Below are 19,935 nucleotides of genomic sequence, written 5' to 3' on the forward strand. Positions count from 1 at the left end.
AGAGAGGAAGTAATACATAATGAGCACAAAACCACTTGTATGGGCGCATAGAGGAGCCAGCGGATATGCACCGGAAAACACACTTGCCGCTTTTCAGAAGGCGGTAGATTTAGGCGCTGACGGAGTAGAACTGGATATCCAGTTGACAAAGGACGACCAGATTGTCGTCATCCATGATGAGACGATCGACCGTACCAGCGATGGCAAGGGATGGGTCAAGGATTATACTTTGGAAGAATTGCGGGCATTCAATTACAACCGCACCAAACCGGAGTATAAGCATGCTGATATCCCTACCATGCGAGAAGTGTTTGAACTCTTAAAGCCAACCGGGCTTTTCATCAACATTGAGATCAAGACCGGTGTGGTATTTTATGAAAAGATCGAGGAAAAGATCTTAGCCCTGACCAAGGAAATGGGCATGGAAGACCGCGTTTGCTATTCTTCCTTCAATCATTACACAGTGACACGTATCCACGAGTTGAAGCCGGATGCAGAGGTTGGATTTTTATATGCAGACGGTCCGATCGATATGCCGTCTTACGGCGTAAAGCACGGTGTCAACGCACTCCATCCTGCACTTTACAATCTGCAATATGACGGATTTGTCAAAGAGTGCAAGGAAAAAGGACTCAAACTCAACGTATGGACAGTCAACGAGAGACCATATATGGAAATGTGCTGTCAGTACGGCGTGGATGCTATCATCACTAACTACCCGGATATCGCAAAAGAGGTAGTCGGCTAAGACAATATACAATAAGGGGACGACATGGAAATGTTACAATATTTAGAGCAGTTTAATTTGCTCTCTGTATTTGTGCGTCTGGCGCTTGCGACGGTCTTGGGGGGATTGATCGGCTTGGAGCGTGGATCGCATGGGCAGCCCGCAGGTCTGCGCACCTTTGCGCTGGTCTGTCTGGGAGCCACCATTGCCATGATCACAGATGAATATCTGGTTGTGACATATGGCACGGGAGATCCTGCCCGACTGGCGGCACAGGTCATCAGCGGCATTGGTTTTCTCGGCGTAGGTACGATCATTGTAACCGGAAAGAATTACGTCAAGGGATTGACGACGGCGGCAAGTCTGTGGACGACCGCCTGTCTTGGCATAGCGATCGGCGCGGGATATATCGCAGGAAGCCTGCTGGCTTTCTTTTTCATCGCTTTCGTTATGACTGTGCTGACAGCTTTAAGCCATTATGTGGATGAGCATAACACCAAGATTAAGTTGTATCTGGAAGTGGATAAATCAGACGGCATTGAGGTGCTGTATGATTATGTGACCAAGAATGGCTACGAGATTGCTGCCGTTGACAAGCAGAAGCGGCAATCTTTACAGGGCAAGGACACGGTGCTTATGGTCGTGATCGATCTGAACAAGCGATGTTCGCATGCAGACTTCATCAATGGACTCAATCAGAACGATTCGATCCATTACATAGAAGAAATTCGATAACAGAGATGCAAATATGGGGAAACTCGGTTGAGTTTCCCCCTTTTTTGTTTTATAATTCTCTAATATAAGTAAAAACAGAAAGTAGGAAAAAATATGTCAGAACACGATAATGATTTTCGAGAAGTAATAGATGAAGAAGAAGACAAGAATGCGGATGTCGTAGAAGTGACAGGCGATACTACGGTAGACCCAAGCGTCGCAGATCCGAATAACGACAAAAAGGATGATTATGAGGACATCTGCTATATCTGCCGCAGACCGGAGTCTGTTGCCGGCAAGATGATCCACATTCCAAATAACATCTGTATCTGCAACGACTGTATGCAAAAGACCTTTGATTCCATGGAAGGTTTTGGCTTTGGCAGTGGGGACAATGCAAGTTTAAACAACATTGATTTTTCCAAGATGCCAAATATCAGCATGGTAAATCTTTCGGATCTTTCTGATTTCATGCCGAACATGCCAAACTCACAGCGTCTGAAAAAGAAGAAAAAGAAAGAAGACAAGCAGGAAGCACCTGTGCTGGATATCAAGAATATTCCGCCACCACACAAGATCAAGGCAGAACTGGATGAGTATGTGGTCGGACAGGAATACGCCAAAAAGGTTATGTCCGTTGCCGTTTACAATCACTACAAGCGTGTGGCAACCGGGACCATGGATGAGATCGAGATCGAAAAGTCCAATATGCTCATGATCGGACCGACCGGTAGTGGTAAGACCTATCTGGTAAAGATACTTGCGCGCCTCCTGGATGTGCCGCTTGCCATTACAGATGCGACTTCTCTGACCGAGGCAGGTTATATCGGTGATGATATCGAAAGCGTTGTTTCCAAACTTTTGGCGGCAGCAGACAATGATGTGGAAAAGGCAGAGCGCGGTATCATCTTTATTGATGAAATCGACAAACTGGCAAAGAAGAAAAATACCAATCAGCGTGATGTCAGCGGGGAATCCGTACAGCAGGGCATGCTCAAACTCCTAGAGGGAGCCGAGGTTGAGGTTCCGGTCGGAGCCAGCAGCAAGAATGCCATGGTGCCGATGACCATCGTAGATACCAAGAATATCTTATTTATCTGCGGCGGGGCCTTCCCGGATCTGGATTCTATCATCAAGGAGAGACTCAACAAGGCATCTTCCATGGGCTTTATGGCAGATCTCAAGGATAAGTACGACAAGGAAGAAAATATCCTGATGAAGGCGACAGTCGAAGACCTCAAGAATTTTGGCATGATACCGGAATTTCTGGGACGTCTGCCGATCCTCTTTTCACTGGAGGCACTGGATGAGGATATGTTAGTCCGTATTCTGAAAGAGCCAAAGAATGCCATCATCAAGCAGTATCAGAAGTTACTGGAACTGGATGAGGTCAAGTTGGAGTTTACGGATGAGGCACTGCATGCCATTGCAAAACAGGCAAAGCAGAGAGAACTTGGCGCAAGAGCCCTGCGTGCCATCATAGAGGAGTTTATGCTGGATATCATGTATGAGATCCCTAAGGATGACAACATCGGGAAAGTCATTATCACAGAGGACTATGTGACGAAAAAGGGCGGACCAAAGATCGTTATGCGCGGAGCAGAAGCCAATCTGATCGAAGGATAATTTTTTACGGTATTGAGGGAGTAGATATACATGAGATACATCGCACTGACGGAAGCAAAAGCAGGGATGCAGCTGGCGACCAGCCTATATGATAGTAATGGGCGAACGCTGGTTGGCAGTCATATCCTGCTGACGGACAATTACATCGAAAAACTGATCGAATACGGCTATGCGGGTATCTACATCGAGGATGAACTGACACAGGACATTGAGGTGGAGGATGCCATTTCGCCGCAACTGCGTGCGGAGGGCATGGATTGCATCGAAAAAAGAGATATTGACGGCTGCAAGGTCGTGGCAGAAAAGTTGGTCGAAGAGATCCTTTCCAAGGGAAGGATTTCTTTGGATATGCTGGATCTGCGTTCCTATGACGATTATACCTATGCACATTCCGTGAATGTAGGTGTTTTTTGCGGTGTGATCGGCATGGAAATGCACATGAATGAAAAAGAGATGGCACAACTGGTCACGGCAGCCCTTTTGCATGATCTGGGCAAACTTGCCATCCCGGGGGAGATCCTCAACAAGCCGGGGCGTCTGACCCAGAAAGAATACAAGCGCATGCAGGAGCATCCGGTCATTTCCTATGAACTCATCAAGGATCGTTTTGACCTTTCTGCACAGATCAAGGTGGCGGTTCTCTTTCACCATGAAAATGTCGATGGGACAGGCTATCCTAATGGTGTCATGGGTGAGGAGCAGACTCTTTTTACCAAGATCTTACATGCGGCAGATGTCTATGATGCGCTGGTTTCCAAGCGTCCTTACAAAGAGCCTTATGCGCCGTGTGAAGCGGCAGAGTATCTCATGGGCGGTTGCGGGATCCTTTTTGACCGGGAGGTTGTTGAGGTCATGCTGCGTTCCATCCCTCTTTATCCAAAGGGCACCGAGGTGGAATTGTCCGATGGCAGGGTCGGTGTGATCAAGGAGAATGCGGATGCCCACAATCTGCGACCGATCGTGCGGCTTTTGGATGGCACGACACTGGATCTGTCTGACCGTGCCAATATGTCGATCGCCATCTTACCGCCAAAGGGCAAGCAGGAAGTTTCTACTTCTTCTGAGGCCGAGCGGAAGGAAATGATCAAGCATCAGCGGGAGGTTCATATCATCGCGGTGGATGATATGAAGACCAATTTACAGATGATCTATGACATTTTAAAGGATGATTACAAGGTGACGCTTTTGAAGTCGGGCGCACAACTGATCAAATATTTAGAGAAGAATCCATACCCGGATCTGATCCTGTTGGATATCGACATGCCGCAGATGGATGGCATCGAGGCGGCAAAGCGGGTCATGGATATGACAAAGGAGAGTGTGCCGATCATGTTTGTATCTGCACTCTGTGACACCAAGACGATCATGGCATGCAAGGACTTAAATGTGGCGGGCTATGTCGTCAGACCATACAAGCCGGTTTACATACGTTCTGAGATCGAGCGTATCATAAACCGATGGGAGGCAAATTAGATGGTATTTGGATTTCAAGTGGTATGTTTGCTGGTGACACTGGTCACGGTATTTGCCTATATCGCGCATCATGTGTATTCCAGAGAACATCGTCTTTTGCCTCTCTTTTTAGGCGTAATCGCCGTCTTTGATTTTTATCGGATCGTTTTGATGCTGACGGGAGCCGTAGGTCTTTTTGCCCAGTTGGAAAATCTACTGATACTGACGCTGACGACCGTTATCTCTTATTATGCGGTCGATTATCTGCATATCAAATTGCCTCACGCTATCCATGTGGGCTTATTTCTTTATCTGATCGTTTTACTTATCCTGATATTTTTACATTTCGACCAGCCGGATACCTATGTGGTGGCATTTCGTTTCTTTACGATCTCTAACGCGCTTTTTGTATCGGCGGGAGCCTTATATTCATATGAGACACAGCATTTTTCCAAACGCGACAGCATCACGAATGCCCTTATGTTTATCGCCATTTGTCTGCCGTCTGTGGTGGGCAGTACCTGGCAGGTCAAATCAACACGGGGACATTCCCTGCTCTTGGTGGTATGTCTGGCAAGTTGTCTTATCATCTTATATCTGATCTTTGCCAATCGTCTGGTGGCGACCAGCGTGGTCATGCAGCAGAATGCTTTTGCAAATTCCAGTGTGGCGCAGTTTTTGCTGGATAAAAACCTGGAATTGATCGATGCCAATGGTATGGCGATGGATATTTTCCTGGATGGCAAGGAGTTTTGCAATTTTGAGGATATCCATGACTTCTTCTGGAAACATAAGGATATGATCTTTGTGCAGGACGGCGGTGTGGGCGATTATGTCTATCGGGACAAGACTTATGAATGTAAAGAGCGTATCGTCTGTCAGGGCAAGCGGCTTTTAGGCTATCAGTTGTCGGTTGCAGATGTGACGGCAGAGCGGGCGCGTCTGGAGCAGTTGACCGAGGAGAGCAAGGCGGCACAGTGGCAAGCACAGATGAAAAGCCACATGCTTGCGACTATGAGCCACGACCTGCGGACACCGGTGCATGCCATTATAGGAGCCAGTGACATCCTCATGACCAGCCATGCCATTTCTGCCAGAAACCGTGCCATGATCTCTTATGTGCGAGGGGCAGGCAATGATCTTTTAGAAAAGATCGATCAGATCCTTTTGTATTCAAAGATGGAAGTGGGACGTTTGGAATTGGAAGAACACGCTTATTCCATGGAACACCTGATCACGGAACTCATGCAGATGCTCTTATACAACTTGCATGGGCATGATGTCGGCTGTCGGGCGCGGTTTGCAACGCCGATCCCGCAGACAGTCATTGGGGATGAGGAACATGTGCGGGAGATCCTGCAAAATGTGATCTCCAATGCGGTCAAATTTACCAAATCCGGTCAGATCGACCTGACCCTGTCCTGTCAGGATCTGGAAGATGACCGGGTGCGTTTCTGCTGTCTGATCGAGGATACCGGAGCGGGCATGACGGAAGAACAGATGGCGCATATGTTTGAGTCCTATCGGACCTATACCGTGGACGGACAGGAGGGTACAGGACTTGGCATGACTATTGTCAAGGAATTGTGCAAACTCATGCAGGGCGATTGCAAGGTGGAGAGCCAGCAGGGAAAGGGTACAAGGGTAGAGGTGACCTTCTGCCATAGAAAGGCGGATGAAGGCAAAATCCAGCCGGGTGAGATCAATCACTTTACTTTGGTTGATAGAATAGTCAACTACAAGGATGATGTCTGCCCGGATTATGTCTATCCGACGGCGCGGGTCTTATTGGCAGATGATATGGTCATCAATCAGCAGATCTTCCGCCATATGATAGCCCCTTGGAAAGTACAACTGGACATCGTGGCGAACGGTATGGAAGCAGTTGAGGCTGCCAGACATGAGGACTATGATCTGATCTTTTTGGATTATCTTATGCCGGAAGTCAATGGGCTGGAAGCGGGAGCCGAGATCCGCAAATACAGTCAAGTGCCATTGGTGCTTTTGACGGCGAGCGATCAGGAAGATATTTTACGGGCTGTTAAGGACAAGGGATTTGATGCCTTCCTGGGCAAGCCGATCGATATGTTTCGCTTCAAAAACACGCTGGAGGAATTGCTGCCCAAAGAAAAGCAGACGCCGGTCGTCTTGCGGGACAACGCAGGGCAGGCACATCATATCGAGATCTATGCGCGGGCTTTGCAGACCTATCTGGATGAGATGGAAGAACTGCGGGAGGAACTACCAGTCTATGCTAAGGAGGACCGGGAACTTTTCCGTGCCAAGGTGCATGGTGTCAAGAGTGCCAGCCGACAGATCAAGAAGGAATATCTCAGCGAATATGCGGAAGTTTTAGAAATGGCGGCGATCGTAGGCAATCAGAAATACATCGATCGCCACATCGAGGAACTCCTTTCCTGTATGGATGATGCCTTAGAGGAAGTGCGGGCGGAACTTTCCTATATGCAGGATGCTCTGGCAAAGACGGAAAAGGAGTCGGAGCAGAAAAAGGTCATGTCTTGCGACAAAAGGCAGTATCTTTGGCAGGAGATCAAGGAGGCTTTTGCTTCCTATGATACAGGATCGATCGAGCGGGGCTTGGAGACCTTGGGGCAGATCGCCCTGCCGGAAAGCGAGCAGGCTGCCTATGAGCAGACCCATGCGTATTTTATGGATTTTGCCTATGAGGAAGGCGAGATTTATCTGGAAGAATTTTTGCAGGAATTGGATATAGAAAGCAAATCATAGCATAAGATATCATATGAATTGTTATGATATGATCTATGGAAATGATTATTACGATCTGATCGTGCGCAACACGGCATATTTGCCTCCGCTTTCGGATGGCATCTGTGGTCTGGATGTGGGGAACAATTACACCATTCTTTTTGTCTCGCGCGATCGCTATCCCGACTTTCGGGTGGCAAATTACCACTATAATGCCATACCAAACTGCTACCAGCCTCTGTCCATGGAAGCCCTGGATGCAGCAGGGATCCTGCAGGTGCGGGAAAACCCGGCGCTGGGCTTGGATGGAAAAGGCGTTTTGATCGGCTTTTTGGATTCTGGGATCGATACGACCCATCCGGCATTTTTGGATGCCGCTGGGGAAAGCCGAATCGTCGCGGTCTGGGATCAGAATTATGTGGAAGAAAACGAAGGCACGGTCAGAACGGCGGATGACCTGCCACAGCCTTATTACGGCAGAGTGTATGGAAAAGATAGCCTTTCTGTCTATGGAAATCGTGATGCGACCGGGCACGGAACTTATGTGGCGAGCGTGGCTGCAGGCAGTGACGTAGGAGATCACAGTGGGGCGGCACCGGCGGCGGACATCGCCATGGTGCATTTAAAAGAGGCAAAACCTTATCTGCGCCAGTATTATTTTATCCCGGAGGATGCGACCTGCTATGCGGAAAATGACATCATGTTCGGCATACAGTTTTTGGATGAACTGGCAAGGATGCGGGGGCAGGCGCTCGTGATCTGTATGTCTTTGGGCTGCGGGCTCAGCAGCCACAGCGGCAACAATTCCCTGGCACTTTATCTGAATGATCTGGCGGTTGCCTACCGCAGATGTGTAGTGACGGCGACCGGAAATCTTGCGGCGGCAAGAAAGCATTTTCAGGGAGTCTTTACGGCGGAGGACATAGAAGAAGGACTGGGGAAAAAGGCCTACCGGCAGGTGGAAGTTGTGGTGGAAGAAGATGTCTGCGGTTTTGTCATGGAACAGTGGTGTCTGGCACCTGCCCGCTATGAGGTGGCGATCGTTTCGCCTTCCGGGGAGGTACATCCGGCGGTCGGGATCCAGACGGCGGGTAGTCAGATCTATGATTTTCCTCTGGATGGAACGACGGTGGAAGTGGACTACAGTTTCCCGGAAGCCACGGCAGGCAACCAACTGATCTATTATCGTTTTACAAAACCGGCGCAGGGCATATGGCGGATCCGGGTCTACAGCGAAAACGGACAGCCGGGAGAATTTCATATGTATCTGCCGGGGCAGGCGCTGACATGTGGGCGCATCTACTTTCTGGCATCCAACCCGGATACGACCATTATGAATCCGGCGAATGCCAACCGCGTTCTGACCATTGCAGGCTACAATGCCGTGGAAAATGCTATTCTTTTGGAAAGCGGGCGTGGCTATACTATAGACCGGCGGATCAAACCGGATCTGGCGGCACCGGGCTATGCGGTCGAAGGAGCAGTAGCAGGCAGGGGCAATTTCCCGGCGGAAGCCCGGTATGAAAGGCAGACCGGTACCAGCGGGGCTGTGGCGATCGCATCAGGGGCCGCGGCACTTTATCTGCAATGGTGCGACAGACGGCAGGATACTCTGGTCAATACGACACAAGTTAAAATTTTTTTGATCCGGGGGGCAAGGGCGATCCCCGGTGACCTTTATCCCAACAGGCAGTGGGGCTATGGGGCGCTGGATCTGTATGAATCTTTCCGGCGTATATAATAAGGATAGGCGGGAAGCAGGAGTTCTGTTAAAATAGAGGCAGTGACCTATCACAGATACCAAGGAGAGAGAATGTTAGCACTTAAAGTATTAGATGTAAAAAATTGCATGAATGACCTTTTGGCGTCGGAAGCCTTTGATCGTTTCTTGTTGTCAGATGCGACGATCACGACCAGGATGACTTATTCTCTGGACGGACATCTGACCAAGGGCTATCTAACCGAGGAGGAACTTTTGGAGGAAGGACTGTCCGGGGAGCGCTGTGTGCCTTATGGCTATGTGCGCAAATTGTGCTTTGATATGATCAAGGGCAAGCGCAAACCGGCATCTTTTCATTTTACCTTTCTATGTCCGCAAAAACTTTTACGCGAGATCATAGAGGGACAGAGTCTTTCCGTCCAGCCGTCCGAGGTAGCCAATCTGACCCTGAATTTACGCTATGTCGGGGAAGAATTACTGGTGACGGCAGGTTGCACCATGCAGGGATTTTCTCTGGATCGAAGCATGGAAGAAGCATGGAAAACATGGGTATTAGCCTTTTTTGGGAGACTTTCGATCGCAGTGGAAAAAGCCGTGTAAGAAAGACCGAAATGCCTTTACTTTTCGGCGCTTGTGTGCTACTCTAATCACATATTGGTTTCCAATATAGATAATTTTTTTGGAGGTACTTGTAATGAGCAAGGGTACAGTAAAGTGGTTCAACAACCAGAAGGGTTACGGATTCATCTCTGACGAAGAAGGTAATGATGTTTTCGTACACTACACAGGCCTTAACATGGAGGGCTTCAAGTCTTTAGAAGAAGGCGCTGCTGTAGAATTTGATGTTACAGATGGTGCTAAGGGACCACAGGCAGTAAACGTAACAGTAGTAGGCTAATCTACGAAGTATTAATCAGACCGTTTTCAATGTACCTTTTTAGTTTATACATCTTGATTTAAATTGAGCAGGAAATTGGGATACAGCATGATTAAGGAAAGGCGGCGTGCATAGCATGTCGCCTTTTGCTTTGCGGCGGCTGAGCAGGATGGGAACATCAGTGCCCCCGGTCATACTTGCCCTAGATTGTTTCCTATACAAAGAGTGTTGCCCGTCCTGCGCAGATAGGACATATGACAGTAAGAAAAGGCGATATGCTATATATGGAGGAAGTAGAATGAAGAATGAGATCTTAGTGAAATATTTGAAGGCGGGGATCACGCCGTTTCATCTGGTGCAGCAGTGCGCAGCAGACTTAGAGGCGGCAGGCTTTGCACCGCTTGCCATGGAAGAAGCATGGCATCTGGAAGAAAGCAAAAAGTATTATATCAATCATCATGGCACAACGATCCTGGCATTTACCGTGCCAAAAAAGGATGAGATGCTGGCAAGTCAGGATAATATCGCACTCCGCATTGCTGCGGCACATACGGATTATCCTTGTATGCGGATCAAGACCAGCCCGGATGTCAAGACCAAGAAATATCATAAACTGAATGTGGAAGTCTACGGCGGAGCCATTCTGAACACATGGCTGGATCGTCCGCTGGGGATCGCCGGACGCGTGGCACTGCGGTCAGATAAGTGCCTACATCCGCAGATGCGCCTGTACGACAGTAAAAGACCATTGGCAACCATCCCAAACCTTGCCATCCATATGAACCGTGAGATCAATAAGGGCATAGAACTCAACCGCCAGGCCGATATGCTGCCATTGCTTGGCATGGGCGAGGATGAGGATGCCTTTATGACATTTCTGGCAAAAGAACTGCAAGTGCCGGTGGAGGATATTCTGGACTTTGAACTGTCTATCTATGTCTGGGAAGAACCGGCTCAGATCGGTCTGCGAGAGGATATGATCTCATCGCCGCGTATTGATAATATCAGTTCCTGTGCTGCGATCATGGAGGCTATGTGTCAGGCAACTTGTGACAAGCATTTAAATATCGGCATTTGTTACGACCACGAGGAGATCGGCAGCCGGACCAAGCAGGGCGCAGGATCTGCCATTCTCACCGATGTCATCGAAAAGATCTATGAATCTATGGGATGGACGGCTCGGACTGCAAAAGATGCCATTTATCAGGGACTGATGGTCTCTGCGGATGTGGCGCATGCCCTGCATCCAAATCATGTGGAAAAAGCAGACATCACATCACAGCCGATCATGGGAGATGGTTTTGCCATCAAGGAGGCTGCTTCTCAATCTTATGCTACGGACTGCGAAGCCATTGGCATTGTAGAACAGATCGCACGGGCAAATGGGATCGCTTACCAGAAATATACGAATCGATCTGACATTGTGGGCGGCGGTACTTTGGGAGCCATTTCCTCTGCACTTTTACCGATGCGCACGATCGATGTGGGTGTACCTATGCTTGCCATGCATTCCGCAAGAGAATTGATGGGGCAGGCAGATTACGGCAACCTGAAAGATCTGATCGTATCTTTTTATGGAGAAGCCTGAACTTTAACGATTTTTTAACCTTTGGAAATTAGAATGAGAAAAAATACAAAAGGACATAATAGAATATATGCCTGTCTGGGGCTTGTATGCAGTCTTTGCCTTTTACTTCTTACTGCCTGCGGTCCGGTGGATTTTTTACAGGAGACCGTCAATGGGCGGCTGGAAAAGGTCGTTGTGGGCGAGGCAAAAGAGGTTGAGACCATTTCGGCAGACCGCTTTGCCTACCAGCAGTTGTCGGCAGAGGAGCAGACAGTCTACGATCAGATCTTAGATTGCATCCAGCATCATACCGATTGCGTGACGGTATCCACCAAGGATCAGGATGTCTTAGACAAGGCATATCGCTGTGTGATGGCAGATTACGGCGGGCTTTTCTGGACATCCGGTTACCAGTACAACACCTATTCCAGTTTTGATCAGGTGATCGGCATGGAATTTATGCCGACCTATATCTATACCCAGCAGGAGCGGGAGGACTTGCAAGCGCAGATCGATGATGTTGCAGACCTTTGGCTGGCTGGGATCGACAGCGATGCCTCCGATTATGAAAAAGTCAAGTATGTCTATGAAACACTGATCAGTCAGGTGGATTATGATGCCGATAGCCAGAATAATCAGAATATCATCAGCGTATTTATAGGTAAGAAGACGGTTTGTCAGGGCTATGCGGATGCGACGCAATATCTTTTGTGGCAACTGGGCGTGTCGTCTATCGTGGTGACCGGTCTGGCAGGTGGCGATAACCATGCATGGAATCTGGTCAATCTGGACGGAGAATACTATTATATTGATACCACTTGGGGCAACACCCATTTTCTGGGAGAATTGCAGGGTGCCAAGAAGATCGATTACGGCTATCTGGGCGCCAGTACGCAGGATCTGGCGGCGACCCATACGGCGGATATGCCCTTTGACCTGCCTGCCTGTGAATCCGTGACGGACAATTACTTTTATCAGGAAGGTCTGTATTTTGAGACAGCAGATTTGTCTGCTATTGGCAGCCGGATCAGGGAAAAATATCGACGAGGTGCGACAGAAATCTCCCTTCGTATGTCAAATTTGCAGGATTACCTGCAAGTAAAAGACGATCTGATCGGGCAGGATAGGATCTTTACATATCTGGAGGGGCAGCAGGAACTGACCTATTTTGAAAATCAATCGCTCTATATTTTGACTTTTGTCTTGTAAAAGAGTAGGAAAAAGCCACTTTTGCTGGAAAATGCGCAAAAAGTATTTACAAAAGTGGTTTTATATATTATTATGATGTGGTGATGAAAACCACGTGAGAAATAAAACAAAACCACAAACAGGTTGGGAGGCGTTTTTATGTATAAAATAATCATTGATTCTTGTGGAGAATTATCAGAAGAAATGAAAGAGAACGGACATTTTGCCAATGTTCCGCTGACATTACAGGTCGATGATGCAGAGATCGTTGATGATATGACCTTTGATCAGGCAGATTTTTTGAAAAAGGTCGCTGCCAGTGAGGAGAGCCCAAAGTCAGCCTGTCCTTCCCCGGATGCCTATATGCAGGCGATGGATTGTGATGCAGACCATATTTATGTGATCACCCTGTCATCACAGTTGAGCGGATCCTACAACAGTGCCTGTCTGGCAAAGGATCTTTTCTTAGAAGACCATGAGGATAAGAAGATCTGTGTGATCGATTCCAAGTCCGCTTCTGTCGGGGAATCTTTGATCGGACTCTATATTGCATCCTGTGAAGAAGCCGGTATGGATTTTGAGACAGTGGTTGAAAATGTCGGTAATTACATCGAAAACCAGCACACTTTCTTTGTACTGGAGACCTTAGAGACCCTGCGCAAAGCAGGTCGTCTCAGCAATCTGAAGGCAAAACTTGCCAGCACCCTCAACATCAAGCCGATCATGGGATCGACCGAGGAAGGCTCCATTCAACAGTTGGCGCAGGCAAGAGGCATGAATAAGGCATTGGATCGTATGGTCCAGTCCATGATGGAAGTGACCAAGAACTGTGAGAACCGTGTTCTGGCAATTTCCCATTGTAACTGTAGGGAGCGTGCGCTACAATTAAAAGAAAAAATAGAAAAGGTAGCCTCCTTTAAGGATATTTTTATTGTTGATACGGCAGGTGTCAGCAGTATGTATGCCAATGATGGAGGCATTATCATGGTGGTATAGCGCACATGCAATACGAAGAAATTATCGAAATCATACAATCAAAAAGAAGATTTGGAAAGGCATATGGAAGAGATGTGACCGCGGAAATGATGGAACGTTTAGAACATCCGGAAACGGGCATGAAAATCATTCATATTGCCGGAACCAATGGAAAAGGATCAACGGCAGCATTTGTAAGTAGTATATTACATGCTGCCGGTTTTGTTGTAGGAAGATTTACATCACCACATCTGATCCGCTTTACAGAACGTATCGTTGTTGACGGAGAAGAAATTGGAAAAGATGATGTCATACGATTAGGAGAACGTGTGTTAGCACTTCCGATGAGACAGGAAACAACGATGTTTGATTTGTGCCTGGGAATGGCAGTGCTATATTTTAAAGAGAAGAATTGTGACTTCGTTGTTTTAGAAACGGGACTCGGTGGGGCGAAAGATTCGACTGCGGGATTATCAGTTGTTCCTGAGGTTTGTGCGTTTACAAATATTGGATATGATCATACGGCAATTCTTGGAAATACCATAGAAGAAATTGCAGCGGAAAAAGCCGGGATTTTGAAAAAAGGTACCCATGCTGTTCTTGGAATTATGGATGAAAAAGCAGCGGATGTGATAAAAAAACAGGCGGAGATTTTGGATGTCCCCATTACAAATGTGGATAACTTGTTGACAAAAATCTCAACCTACGAAATACCGCTAAACGGCGTATTTCAGAGGGCTAACGCCACATTGGCTGTGGGGGTAGTGGAAACATTATTCAATAACCATTGTGGATATCTCGGGGATAACTTTTTGTCGAAAAAAGAGGAAATCATTCGACAAGGGTTAGCGGAAGCCAAGTGGCCAGGACGAATGGAGGTTTTGTCCGAAAAACCGTATGTTTTGGCAGATGGAGCTCATAATCCACAAGGAGTTGAAGCGTTATTCAACTCACTAAAAAATATGTTTCCGGATGAAAAATTTGTCTTTTTGGTAGGAGTTATGGCAGATAAGGACTACAGAGCCATGATGCGGACCATGTATCCGCTGGCGGACACCTTTTTGTGTGCTACGGTTGATACCAGTCGCAGTTTACAGGCGGACGAGTTGTGTCAGAATCTTTTGGAAGATGGAATGTCTGCTGTGGTAAGTGGAGATCTTTTGGATGGGCTCCAAAAGGCGATCGCTTTAGGAGAAGAAAAAGGAGAACGTATTATTATTTTTGGATCTCTTTATTTTATAGGAGAGGTCAAGGCAATATTTGAAGGCGGAAGCATACATCTGCCGGAGTATGAGTAGAGGAGAAAAGGATGCGAAAAAAAGAATTAGCAAAACTTGTCATAGAAAGATTAAAGGAAGAATACCCGGAGTCTCATTGTAGCCTGGATTATGATGATGCGTGGAAACTGCTCGTCAGCGTGCGTCTGGCTGCCCAGTGTACGGATGCCAGAGTCAATGTTGTAGTGCAGGATCTTTTTGCGGCTTATCCTTCCGTAGAGGCGCTGGCGGAGGCGACCCCGGAAGAAATCGAAAAATATGTCCATCCGTGTGGACTGGGCAAAAGTAAGGCGCGGGACATCAGTGCCTGTATGAAGATGCTGCGCGATCAGTATGACTGCCATGTGCCGGATGATTTTGATGCCCTGCTTTCTTTGCCCGGCGTGGGGCGAAAAAGTGCCAACCTCATCATGGGGGATGTCTTTGGCAAGCCGGCGATCGTGACGGATACCCACTGTATCCGGCTCTGCAACCGGATCGGACTGGTGGACGGCATCAAGGATCCGAAAAAAGTGGAGATGGAACTTTGGAAGATCGTGCCACCGGAGGAGGGCAGTGAACTCTGCCATCGTCTTGTCGATCACGGGCGTGCCGTGTGTACCGCGCGGACTGCACCTTATTGTGATAAATGCTGTCTGGCGGATATTTGTAAAAAGAGGATATAAATTATGAAAACTGCACATAAGAATTGCGTATCTTTTCTATTCGTTGTAGAATATACACATATAATATGGAGAGTAGGAAAGGGGTATTTTTTATGGAGAATGAAGAAAAACTCAGAAAGCGGAATTTGATTACTTATCCGCTGGGAACGATGGGACGTGATGCGGTTTACGCACTGATTAACAGTTATCTTTTGACCTTTGTCTTGTTTACCCATTCGCTGACAGCAGCGCAGTTGACCGCCATCACCGGTATTATGATCGGAGCGCGTGTCTTTGATGCCTTTAATGATCCGATCATGGGCAATATCATCGAGTGCACCAGAAGTAAATATGGTAAGTTCAAGCCATGGCTTTTGGCAGGCATTTTATCGACCTCGGTGGTTATTTATCTGATGTTTAATGTGCAGTTGCAGGGCTGGAAGTTCGTGGTATTTTTTGGTGTCATGTATTTTGCCTTTAGTATTACCTATACCATGAACGATATTTCTTATTGGGGCATGGTTCCGGCGCTGTCCTCCGATGCAGATGCGAGAAACCAGTTTGCCTCGAGAGCTACGCTTTTTGCCGGTATTGGTGGTACGGCGGCAACGATCCTGATACCGCTTTTTACGACAGGCAAGAATACCATTGGCGGTAACGCTGCTTACGCATACGGTAGGATTGCGCTGGTGATCGGTATCTTAGCACCGCTTTTTCTTTGTATCACCATTTTTGGTACTAAGGAGCACCGCGATACGGCGCAGGAGAATAAGGCAAAAGAGAAGTTCAGTTTCAAGAAACTGGTACATGCGATCTTTCGGAACGATCAGTTGATCTGGGTAGCAGTCATCTTTTTGATCCAGCAGATCGGCAATGGATTGATCGTGGGAGGTATCGGTTCAACTTATATTTATTCTATCTATGGATATGAAGGTGGACTTTATTCTTTGTTTACGACCGTCGGTATGTCGGTTACGGCATTTTTGATGATCTTTTATCCGACCATTTCACGCCATATCCATCGTAAGAAACTCATGGGCTATATGGCTGTGATCGCAACCATCGGTTATGTCATGATCTTTGCCTCCGGGCTGATGCCGGGCAAGGGCATGGGCAAATTTGTGGTGCTTATGATCGGCTATATGCTCTGTAATTTCGGACAGTATTGCTACTATCTGATTATGATGATCTCTATTATGAATACGGTCGAGTACAACGAACTCAAATTTGGTTCGCGTGATGAAGGCATCATCACATCCCTACGTCCTTTTATCACCAAACTGGGTGGAGCCATCATTGTAGCGGTCACATCAGCCGCATATATTTTGCTGGGGGTTACCGATTATACCAACCAGATTTCAGAATTAGAGCAGCAGTGCAATCAGAACCTGATCACAGAGGCAAGCAAGTTGTCCCAGATCGACGCGGTGCTTTCTCATGTGACCAATCAGCAGGCTATGGGGCTTTTGATCTTTATGTCCATCGTGCCGGGCATTTTGATGCTACTTTCTTATTTCCTCTATAAGAAGCATTACAAGTTGGATGAGGAAGAATATGACCGTATCTGCAAGGAGTTGGGAAAGACGGAGTAGGATCACCTTCGTATATCCCCCGGCAGCAGACCGTAGCGTTCCTTGAACTTTCGGTAAAAGAAGCCCTGATTATGGTAGCCGACAGCCTCGGCAATGGAGGCAATGGATCGGTCTGTCGTGTGTAAAAACTGCATGGCTTTGGCAAGCCGGATCTCCTGTATGTAGGCAGAGAGGGTAATATCTTCTGCCCCGCGAAAAAGACGGTTCAGATAGTCCGGGCTATAGTGAAAGGCATTGGCAACGGCAGATACTGACACAGTGGCAAGATGGGTATTGATGTACTGCTTGATATCAGAAAGCAGGGCATTGTGCCATGCCTTGGTATCTTCGGTCATGACCTGCATACGAAATTCCTGTGTTAAAAGGTCAATGATGCGCTCGACATAGCCGATGATGATATGTTTTTTGCCGGGGCGGCAGGCGATCAGTTCTTCCAATATGGTATAAAAAGCATGATAGGTCAGAGGTGTCTGATCAAAAGGAGAGAAGCGGATATAGAGATATTCGCTTCTTTTTTGGTTGAGAAGTTTTCGGAGTGCCTGCATATAGTCGGTGCGGCGGTCGGCGCCAATATATTGATCAAAGAAAGAATCGTCTACATCCAGACACAGGATGGTGCAGTCTCTGGCGAGAAGATATTCTCCGTGCATGACACCGGCAGAGATCAAAAGCATTTCTCCCTGTGAAAGGCTGACGTCCTGATCTTCGATATGGATGCGCAAAGACCCCTCGACAATGTAGATGAGTTCAATATGTGTATGTGCATGGAGGGCACAGCGCATACCGTTTTCAAAAGGAATCAAAAAAGTGTAAGCGTCCGGTGCAGAGATCGTGGCATAGAAAAACTCCTGCTTAGACCGAGGACTGGTGTGCCAGCCGGTCAAGGTGACCAGGTCGTAGGTCAGGCGGCGCGGAGAATTTTGGAAATGGTAAGTCGTATCTAAAAATGCCTGATGCTCGGCGTAAGAATTGACGACAGGCTGATCTACCGTGCTTTTTTCAACTGTTTTTGAGAGTAATTCTGTAATGTTCATGGGGAAAGTATAACATGCCGGAGGAAAAAAGAAAATACCATGTCGGATTTGGTAAGTGAAAAGCGACAGAGTGTGCGTCAATGGAAATTACAATCGATGGAAAATGAGGTTAGGATAGGAGTCATCATAAAGAAAGTAAAATAGAAAGGATAGATAGGATTATGACAAGTAAAAGAACCGTATTTACCGTAGATGGAAAACCTTTTATCGCAATCGCCGGAGAGTCACACAACTCCAGTTCATCCGATGCCGCCTATATGCAGGGCGTATGGGATAAGGCAGAAGAGGAAGGCTTAAATACCTTACTGCTCCCTGTGACATGGGAACTGACAGAACCGGTGGAAGGACAATTTGATTTCACATTAGTTGATACACTTATCAACCAGGCGAGAGAAAGAAAAATGCATCTGATCTTCCTCTGGTTTGGTACATGGAAGAATGCCCAGTGTATGTATGCGCCGGAATGGGTGAAAAAGGATATGGTGCGATTCCCGAGAGCCCAGATGGAAAAGGGCAAGAATAAGACCAGACTGATGGCATTTTACGGCATGGAATACACGACGCTTTCCGCTTTTGGTGAGGAGACAGTGAAGGCTGATGCGAATGCTTTTGCTCATCTTATGGCACATATCAAGGAAGTCGATGAAAACGTGGGTACTGTAATCGGCATGCAGGTAGAAAACGAGACCGGTATGCAGGGATCTGACCGGGAACATTCCGATTTTGCTGATGAAAAATTTGCAGAGGAAGTTCCGGCAGAATTTGTTTCTTATATGAAGGCTCATACAGACAGCATGGAGGCCGATGTCAGGGAAGCCGTGGAAAATGGCGCTCATGCCGGAAACTGGGAGCAGGTCTTTGGAGCATGTGCTGGAGAGATCTTTACTGCATACTATGTGGCATCTTATGTGGAGAAAGTGGCTGCCGCAGGCAAGGCAGTATATGACCTGCCGTTTTCTGCAAACTGCTGGCTGGATAAGGGCGAAGAAGCTGGAAAATATCCGACCGGTGGACCGGTAGCTAAGGTCATGGAGGTATGGCGCTACGCAGCACCGTCGATCGATGTGATCTCTCCGGATATCTATGTGCCATACTTTACCGAGATCTGTGATACCTACACCAAGATGGACAATCCGCTCTTTATCCCGGAGACAGCGACACATTCACATTGCGCACCGCGTCTGATCTATACGATCGGCCATTATCACGCAACCTGTTTTGCGCCGTTTGGCTTTGAGGATATGGGGCAGCCTTTCGATGATATTTCTGCCTATCTGTTTGGGGTGGACGTATCCGATCCGCTCTTACAGACACCACAGAATGTCGAGGACTATCGCTGGTGTGCATCAACCTTAAATGACATGATGCCGCTTCTGACAGGGGCTTATGGCACAAACGATTTGCAGGCAGTGATCTCCGAAAAAATGGATATGACGCCGAGCGATCCGTCTAAGGGCTTTGCCGGAATGATGGCAAATAGTGATCCGGAAAATGACACCATGATGTTTGGCGGCTTTGGCTTCAAGGTCATGATGAACATACCGCTTGTGACAAGAAAAGACGGTGTGTGCCTGATATTGAAGGCAGAGGAAGATACCTATTATATCCTGGCGAATGGCTGCATGATCACGCCATTTTCTGCAAACCCGGAAAAACCAAACTATGACATCATCGCACTGGAAGAAGGCAAATTTGTAGATGGACAGTGGAAAGCCGGTCGTCGTTTGAATGGCGATGAGGCATCCCGTTTCTGCTACAATGACTATACTCTGGTGAAATTGAAGGTATTTGCTTATAAATAAAATATGAAAAACA

General features: G+C 47.4%; 16 protein-coding genes. 15 read left to right on the top strand and 1 reads right to left on the bottom strand.

Annotated elements, in window-relative coordinates:
• Nucleotides 1–19: 19 nt before the first annotated feature.
• From H8R94_RS09590 to H8R94_RS09655, 14 genes are all read left to right on the top strand, one after another.
• A complete protein-coding gene (locus H8R94_RS09590; RefSeq protein ID WP_118535286.1) occupies nt 20–748 on the top strand; it encodes a glycerophosphodiester phosphodiesterase in 729 nt (242 codons plus the stop codon).
• A 24-nt stretch (nt 749–772) separates the two neighbouring features.
• A complete protein-coding gene (locus H8R94_RS09595; protein WP_186854526.1) occupies nt 773–1,462 on the top strand; it encodes an MgtC/SapB family protein in 690 nt (229 codons plus the stop codon).
• Nucleotides 1,463–1,555: 93 nt separating this feature from the next.
• The gene (gene clpX, locus H8R94_RS09600) at nt 1,556–3,067 is read left to right on the top strand and encodes an ATP-dependent Clp protease ATP-binding subunit ClpX (RefSeq protein ID WP_186854527.1); all 1,512 of its coding nucleotides are present in this window, start codon (nt 1,556–1,558) and stop codon (nt 3,065–3,067) included.
• Nucleotides 3,068–3,097: 30 nt separating this feature from the next.
• On the top strand, nt 3,098–4,540 hold the full coding sequence (locus H8R94_RS09605; RefSeq protein ID WP_186854528.1) for an HD domain-containing phosphohydrolase: 1,443 nt from the start codon (nt 3,098–3,100) through the stop codon (nt 4,538–4,540).
• Entirely contained in the window at nt 4,541–7,267 is a 2,727-nt protein-coding gene (locus tag H8R94_RS09610; protein ID WP_186854529.1) for a hybrid sensor histidine kinase/response regulator, read from the top strand.
• A gap of 13 nt (nt 7,268–7,280) precedes the next feature.
• Nucleotides 7,281–8,987: a S8 family peptidase gene (locus tag H8R94_RS09615; protein WP_186854530.1), complete on the top strand. Its 1,707-nt coding sequence runs from the start codon at nt 7,281–7,283 to the stop codon at nt 8,985–8,987.
• A 72-nt stretch (nt 8,988–9,059) separates the two neighbouring features.
• A complete protein-coding gene (locus tag H8R94_RS09620; protein ID WP_186854531.1) occupies nt 9,060–9,566 on the top strand; it encodes a DUF5721 family protein in 507 nt (168 codons plus the stop codon).
• 94 nt (nt 9,567–9,660) lie between these two features.
• On the top strand, nt 9,661–9,864 hold the full coding sequence (locus H8R94_RS09625) for a cold-shock protein (RefSeq protein WP_118281749.1): 204 nt from the start codon (nt 9,661–9,663) through the stop codon (nt 9,862–9,864).
• 277 nt (nt 9,865–10,141) lie between these two features.
• Complete coding sequence (locus H8R94_RS09630; RefSeq protein WP_186854532.1) at nt 10,142–11,431, top strand: M18 family aminopeptidase; 1,290 nt, start codon at nt 10,142–10,144, stop codon at nt 11,429–11,431.
• A 33-nt stretch (nt 11,432–11,464) separates the two neighbouring features.
• Nucleotides 11,465–12,619 (top strand): transglutaminase domain-containing protein, encoded by a 1,155-nt coding sequence (locus H8R94_RS09635; protein ID WP_186854533.1) that lies wholly within the window; start codon nt 11,465–11,467, stop codon nt 12,617–12,619.
• A gap of 138 nt (nt 12,620–12,757) precedes the next feature.
• Entirely contained in the window at nt 12,758–13,594 is an 837-nt protein-coding gene (locus H8R94_RS09640) for a DegV family protein (RefSeq protein WP_118281752.1), read from the top strand.
• Between the two features lie 5 nt (nt 13,595–13,599).
• On the top strand, nt 13,600–14,871 hold the full coding sequence (locus H8R94_RS09645) for a bifunctional folylpolyglutamate synthase/dihydrofolate synthase (RefSeq protein ID WP_186854534.1): 1,272 nt from the start codon (nt 13,600–13,602) through the stop codon (nt 14,869–14,871).
• An 11-nt stretch (nt 14,872–14,882) separates the two neighbouring features.
• Entirely contained in the window at nt 14,883–15,515 is a 633-nt protein-coding gene (locus H8R94_RS09650; protein ID WP_178010085.1) for an endonuclease III domain-containing protein, read from the top strand.
• A 92-nt stretch (nt 15,516–15,607) separates the two neighbouring features.
• Nucleotides 15,608–17,086, top strand: coding sequence for an MFS transporter (locus H8R94_RS09655; RefSeq protein WP_158573062.1), 1,479 nt, complete (start codon nt 15,608–15,610; stop codon nt 17,084–17,086).
• A gap of 2 nt (nt 17,087–17,088) precedes the next feature.
• On the opposite strand, the gene H8R94_RS09660 is transcribed toward H8R94_RS09655, so the two are convergent.
• A complete protein-coding gene (locus H8R94_RS09660) occupies nt 17,089–18,120 on the bottom strand; it encodes an AraC family transcriptional regulator (protein WP_186854535.1) in 1,032 nt (343 codons plus the stop codon).
• 161 nt (nt 18,121–18,281) lie between these two features.
• Between H8R94_RS09660 and H8R94_RS09665 the strand changes: the two genes are divergently transcribed.
• The gene (locus tag H8R94_RS09665) at nt 18,282–19,922 is read left to right on the top strand and encodes a GH35 family beta-galactosidase (protein ID WP_186854536.1); all 1,641 of its coding nucleotides are present in this window, start codon (nt 18,282–18,284) and stop codon (nt 19,920–19,922) included.
• The last annotated feature ends 13 nt before the right edge of the window (nt 19,923–19,935 follow it).

Origin of the sequence: Roseburia lenta, from assembly GCF_014287435.1 — a bacterium.
Classification (GTDB): Bacteria; Bacillota; Clostridia; order Lachnospirales; family Lachnospiraceae; genus Pararoseburia; species Pararoseburia lenta.